We start from the raw sequence: 5,702 nt of genomic DNA, 5'->3' as shown, positions 1-5,702 counted from the left end.
GCGGATTTACGCGGCAGTATCGGCCTGCTATTCATAAAAAAACGCCCCAGGCCATCGACGCCCAGGACGGTGAAGATGTCCAAGACCCGCTACCCAGTTGACCGCAAAGCTGCTCCGCTTAAGTGAACAGCATTGCGCTATAAGCGGCCTTTTTTATTAGTGTCGGTTGCCGTTTCGCGACTACGAGATGGCAACAGACCCTATTCATGGCGAGGCAATCAATCTTCCATGGCGCCCATGGCGGTGGTGTTGAAGCCGCCGTCGACATACATGATTTCACCGCTGACGCCCGAGGCCAGGTCGGAGCAGAGGAAGGCGCCGGCGTTGCCGACTTCTTCGATGGTCACGTTGCGGCGCAGGGGAGTTTGCTTCTCGTTGGCGGCGAGCATCTTGCGGAAGCTCTTGATTCCCGAGGCAGCGAGGGTGCGGATCGGGCCGGCGGAGATGGCGTTGACCCGAGTGCCTTCCGGACCGAGGCTGCCTGCCAGGTAGCGTACGCCGGACTCCAGGCTGGCCTTGGCCATGCCCATGACGTTGTAGTTGGGCATGGTGCGTTCTGCACCCAGGTAGGAGAGGGTCAGCAGGCTGCCGTTACGGCCTCGCATCATCTCGCGACCGGCCTTGGCCAGGGCGACGAAGCTGTAGGCGCTGATGTCGTGAGCGATGCGAAAGCCCTCGCGAGTGGTGACATCGGTGAAGTCGCCATTGAGCTGGTCGCCGGGGGCGAAACCGACCGAGTGGACGATGCAGTCCAGGCCATCCCATTGCTTGCCCAGGGCTTCGAACGCCGCGGCGATTTCCTCGTCGCTGGCGACGTCGCAGGGAAAGCACAGCTCGGGACCGGAGCCCCAGCTGGCGGCAAACTCTTCGACGCGACCCTTGAGTTTTTCATTCTGGTAAGTGAAGGCCAGTTCGGCGCCCTCACGGTGCATGGCCGCGGCGATGCCCGAGGCAATGGACAGTTTGCTGGCAACGCCAACGATCAGTACGCGCTTACCGCTTAGAAAACCCATGTGTGCTCTTCCTCTTCCTGCTTTAAGGATTTAGTCAGCAGTGCCGGGAGCCAATAAGGCGGCTTCCAGCAACTGCTGGGTATAAATATGCTGTGGCGCTGCGAAGATCGCAGCTGCCGGGCCTTGTTCGACCGCTTGACCTTCCTTGACCACTATCAGGTGGTGGCTGATCGCACGAACCACCGCCAAGTCGTGGCTGATGAACAGGTAAGTCAGGTTGTACTTGGCCTGCAATGAACGCAGCAACTCCACTACTTGGCTCTGAACGGTACGGTCGAGCGCCGAAGTCGGCTCGTCCAACAGTATCAGCGCCGGTTTCAACACCAGTGCGCGGGCAATGGCAATGCGCTGGCGTTGCCCGCCGGAAAACTCGTGGGGGTAGCGGTGCCGGGTATCCGGGTCCAGGTCTACCTCCAAAAGTGCGTCGATGATCGCCTGTTCCTGTTCCGCCGCCGTGCCCATGCCATGAATGCGCAGACCCTCGCCGACAATCATGCCCACCGTCATGCGCGGGCTCAGGCTGCCGAAGGGGTCCTGAAAGACCACCTGCATCTGTCGGCGCAACGGCCGGACCTGATGCTGCGTCAGCCCATCCAGAGCCTGACCCTGGAAGCGAATGGCGCCCTGGCTGCCGATCAAGCGCAGGATTGCCAGACCCAGGGTGGACTTGCCGGAACCGCTCTCGCCAACGATACCCAGGGTTTGGCCCTGGGGCAGGCTGAAATTGATCCCGTCCACCGCTTTCACATAATCGACGGTTCGGCGCAGCAGGCCCTTCTTGATCGGGAACCAGACGCGCAGATCGTCGACTTCCAGCAGCGCTTCGCCGGCCGGGTTGGCCACCGGCTCACCGCGCGGCTCGGCACCGAGCAGTTCCTGGGTGTAGGGATGTTGCGGCGCATGGAACAGCTGATCACACGACGCTTGTTCGACGATCTTTCCCTGCTGCATGACACATACGCGATGAGCAATTCGTCGAACCAGGTTGAGATCGTGGCTGATCAGCAGCAGCGCCATGCCCATGCGCGTCTGCAGATCCTTGAGCAGTTCGAGGATTTTCAGCTGCACGGTGACGTCCAGCGCGGTGGTCGGCTCGTCGGCGATCAGCAGTTCCGGTTCGTTGGCCAGGGCCATGGCGATCATCACGCGCTGGCGTTGGCCGCCGGAGAGCTCATGGGGGTAGGCCTTGAGGCGCTTGTGCGGCTCGGGGATGCCGACCAGCTCGAGCAGCTCCAGGGTCCGCGCGGTGGCCGCTTTGCCGGTCAGACCTTTATGTAGGGTCAGCACTTCATTGATCTGCTTTTCGATGCAGTGCAGCGGGTTCAGCGAGGTCATGGGTTCCTGAAAGACCATGGCGATGCGGTTGCCGCGGATGTTGCGCAGTTTGTTCTCGCTGAGTGTGAGCAGATCTTGCCCGGCATAATGGATGCTGCCGCTCGGATGCTGGGCCAGGGGGTAGGGTAGCAGGCGCAGGATCGAGTGGGCGGTGACCGATTTGCCTGAGCCGCTTTCGCCGACCAGGGCCAGGGTCTCGCCGCGGTGGATCGTGAAGTTGACGCCTTCGACCACGCGCTGCCTGGAGTCGCCACTGGCGAATTCGACGGCCAGGTCACGCACTTCGATAAGGGTATCGGATCGGGTCATCTTATTTCCTCGGATCGAAGGCATCGCGTGCCGCTTCGCCGATAAACACCAGGAGACTGAGCATCAGCGCCAGCACGCTGAAGGCGCTGATACCGAGCCAGGGCGCCTGCAGGTTGGACTTGCCCTGGGCGACCAGTTCGCCCAGCGAAGGCGCGCCCGGCGGCAGGCCGAAGCCGAGGAAGTCCAGCGCGGTCAGGGTGCCGATGGCGCCGGTGAGAATAAAGGGCATGAAGGTCATGGTCGATACCATGGCGTTGGGCAGGATGTGGCGAAACATGATGGCGCCGTTCTCCATGCCCAGGGCGCGGGCGGCGCGTACGTACTCCAGGTTACGGCCGCGGAGGAACTCGGCGCGCACCACATCGACCAGGCTCATCCAGGAGAACAGTAGCATGATGCCCAGCAGCCACCAGAAATTCGGCTGGACGAAGCTGGCGAGAATGATCAGCAGGTAGAGCACCGGCAGGCCCGACCAGATCTCCAGAAAACGCTGCCCGACCAGATCTACCCAGCCACCGTAGAAGCCCTGCAGGGCACCGGCGAATACGCCGATGATCGAGCTGAGCACGGTCAGGATCAGGGCGAACAGCACCGAGATGCGGAAGCCGTAGATCACCCGGGCCATGACGTCGCGCCCCTGGTCGTCGGTACCCAGCCAGTTGGCGTGCGATGGCGGTGCCGGTGCGGGTACTTGCAGCTCGTAATTGATGCTGGAATAGCTGAAGGGGATCAGCGGCCAGAGCATCCAGCCGTCTTTCTGCTCGATCAGCTCCTGGATGTAGGGACTCTTGTAGTTGGCTTGCAGGGGGAATTCGCCGCCGAAGACGGTTTCTGGATAGCGTTTGAGTACCGGGAAATACCATTCGCCGTCATAGCGTACGGCCAGCGGTTTATCGTTGGCGATCAGTTCGGCGCCCAGGCTCAGGCCGAACAGGGCAAGGAAGATCCACAGCGACCACCAGCCGCGTTTGTGCGCCTTGAACAGTTCGAAGCGCCGTCGATTGAGGGGGGAGAGCGTCATCTCAACCCTCCCGGCTTTCGAAGTCGATGCGCGGATCGACCAGGGTATAGGTGATGTCACCGATCAATTTCACGACCAGCCCCAATAAGGTGAAGATGAACAGGGTGCCAAAGACCACCGGATAATCGCGGTTGATCGCCGCCTCGAAACTCATCAGGCCAAGACCGTCGAGGGAGAAAATCACCTCGATCAACAGCGAGCCGGTGAAGAACAGGCCGATAAAGGCTGCCGGGAAGCCGGCGATGATGATCAGCATGGCATTGCGGAACACGTGGCCGTAAAGCACACCGTTGTTGCTCAGGCCCTTGGCCCTGGCGGTGACCACATACTGCTTGTTGATTTCGTCGAGGAAACTGTTCTTGGTCAGCAGGGTCAGGGTGGCGAAGTTGCCGATCACCAAGGCGGTCACGGGCAGGGCCAGGTGCCAGAAGTAGTCGAGGATCTTGCCGCCGAGGCTGAGCTCGTCGAAGTTGTTCGAGGTCAGGCCGCGCAGCGGAAACCAGTCGAAGTAGCTGCCGCCGGCGAACACCACGATCAGCAGAATGGCGAAGAGGAAGGCGGGAATCGCGTAGCCGACGATGATCGCCGAACTGGTCCAGACATCGAAGGCGCTGCCATGGCGGGTGGCCTTGGCGATGCCCAGCGGAATCGAGACCAGGTACATGATCAGGGTGCTCCACAGCCCGAGCGAGATCGACACCGGCATCTTTTCGATGATGAGGTCGATCACCTCCGCGTCGCGGAAGAAACTTTCGCCGAAATCGAAACGGGCATAGTTTTTCAGCATGATCCAGAAGCGCTCGGGAGCCGGTTTGTCGAAGCCGTACAGTTGCTCGATCTCGGCGATCAGCTCCGGGTCGAGGCCCTGGGCGCCGCGATAGTTGGAGCCGGCGACCGCCACTTCGGCGCCGCCGCCCGCGATGCGGCTGGTGGCCCCTTCGAAGCCCTCCAGCTTGGCGATCATCTGTTCCACCGGCCCGCCCGGGGCGGCCTGGATGATGATGAAGTTGATCAGCAGAATGCCGAACAGCGTGGGAATGATCAGCAACAGGCGACGAAAGATATACGCCAGCATCTTATTGCTCCGTGCTCGCGGCTGTGGCGTTGTCCGTGGCGGCGGGTTCCTGTTGCGGGCGAGCCCACCAGGTATTCAGGCCGATGTCGTATTTGGGGGTGACTTTCGGATGCTCGAAGCGGTTCCAGTAGGCCACGCGCCAGGTCTTGATGTGCCAGTTGGGGATGACGTAATGGCCCCACAACAGCACCCGGTCGAGTGCCCGGGTGTGGGCGACCAGGCTTTGCCGTGAATCGGCGTTGATCAGGCCTTCGACCAGTTGGTCGATGGCCGGATCTTTCAGGCCGATGAAGTTGCGGCTGCCGGGGTTGTCGGCGCTGCTGGAGTGCCAGTATTCGCGCTGCTCGTTGCCCGGTGAGTTGGACTGGCCAAAACCGCCCACGATCAGGTCGAAATCCCGCGAGCGCAGGCGGTTGATGTACTGCGAGACGTCGACCCGGCGAATCACCAGCTCGATGCCGAGATCGGCCATGTTGCGCTTGAGCGGCAGCAGCACGCGCTCGAATTCGGTCTGGGCGAGGAGGAACTCGAAACTGACCGGCGCGCCTTCGGCGTCGAGCATCTGGTCGCCTTCGATGCGCCAGCCGGCTTCTTGCAACAGTTGATAGGCGCGCCTCTGCTGTTCGCGAATGATGCCGCTGCCGTCGGTGACGGGCACGCGGAATTCATCGCTGAACACCTGCGCCGGGATCATGCTGCGCAGCGGTTCGAGGAGCTTCAGCTCATCGGCGCTGGGGAGGCCGCTGGAGGCCAGTTCGGAGTTGTCGAAATAGCTGCGGGTACGGGTATAGGCCCCGTTGAACAGCTGGCGGTTGGTCCATTCGAAGTCGAACAGCAGGCCTAGCGCCTCGCGTACCCGTTTGTCCTGGAACAGCGGGCGGCGGGTGTTGAAAATGAAGCCCTGCATGCCGGTGGGGTTGTGGTTGTCGATCTCTTCCTTGATCAGCTG

The 5,702-nt window shown here is 61.6% G+C and carries 5 protein-coding genes; all 5 read right to left on the bottom strand.

From position 1 onward, the window contains the following. Window positions 1–218: 218 nt before the first annotated feature. Window positions 219–1,013 (bottom strand): enoyl-ACP reductase FabI, encoded by a 795-nt coding sequence (fabI, locus tag ABZE94_RS19875; RefSeq protein WP_372877715.1) that lies wholly within the window; start codon window positions 1,011–1,013, stop codon window positions 219–221. A 30-nt stretch (window positions 1,014–1,043) separates the two neighbouring features. Next, on the bottom strand, window positions 1,044–2,657 hold the full coding sequence (locus ABZE94_RS19870; RefSeq protein WP_372877713.1) for an ABC transporter ATP-binding protein: 1,614 nt from the start codon (window positions 2,655–2,657) through the stop codon (window positions 1,044–1,046). 1 nt (window position 2,658) lies between these two features. After that, window positions 2,659–3,678, bottom strand: coding sequence for an ABC transporter permease (locus tag ABZE94_RS19865; protein WP_372877711.1), 1,020 nt, complete (start codon window positions 3,676–3,678; stop codon window positions 2,659–2,661). 1 nt (window position 3,679) lies between these two features. After that, window positions 3,680–4,753 carry a microcin C ABC transporter permease YejB gene (locus ABZE94_RS19860; RefSeq protein ID WP_372877709.1) on the bottom strand — a complete coding sequence of 358 codons (1,074 nt, stop codon included), beginning with the start codon at window positions 4,751–4,753 and terminating at the stop codon, window positions 3,680–3,682. 1 nt (window position 4,754) lies between these two features. Further along, the coding region (locus tag ABZE94_RS19855) for an ABC transporter substrate-binding protein (RefSeq protein WP_372877708.1) at window positions 4,755–5,702 on the bottom strand (948 nt) is incomplete at its 5' end.

The organism is Pseudomonas sp. (genome assembly GCF_041601375.1).
In the GTDB taxonomy this organism is placed as follows: Bacteria; Pseudomonadota; Gammaproteobacteria; order Pseudomonadales; family Pseudomonadaceae; genus Aquipseudomonas.
Note: the sequence above shows the minus strand (reverse complement) of the source record. Positions and strands in the feature narration are given on the sequence as shown.

Bases quoted from the DNA above. Each gene is read 5' to 3' on its own strand.
- fabI (WP_372877715.1), bottom strand. From the start codon at position 1,013: ATGGGTTTTCTAAGCGGTAAGCGCGTACTGATCGTTGGCGTTGCCAGC.
- ABZE94_RS19870 (WP_372877713.1), bottom strand. From the start codon at position 2,657: ATGACCCGATCCGATACCCTTATCGAAGTGCGTGACCTGGCCGTCGAA.
- ABZE94_RS19865 (WP_372877711.1), bottom strand. From the start codon at position 3,678: ATGACGCTCTCCCCCCTCAATCGACGGCGCTTCGAACTGTTCAAGGCG.
- ABZE94_RS19860 (WP_372877709.1), bottom strand. From the start codon at position 4,753: ATGCTGGCGTATATCTTTCGTCGCCTGTTGCTGATCATTCCCACGCTG.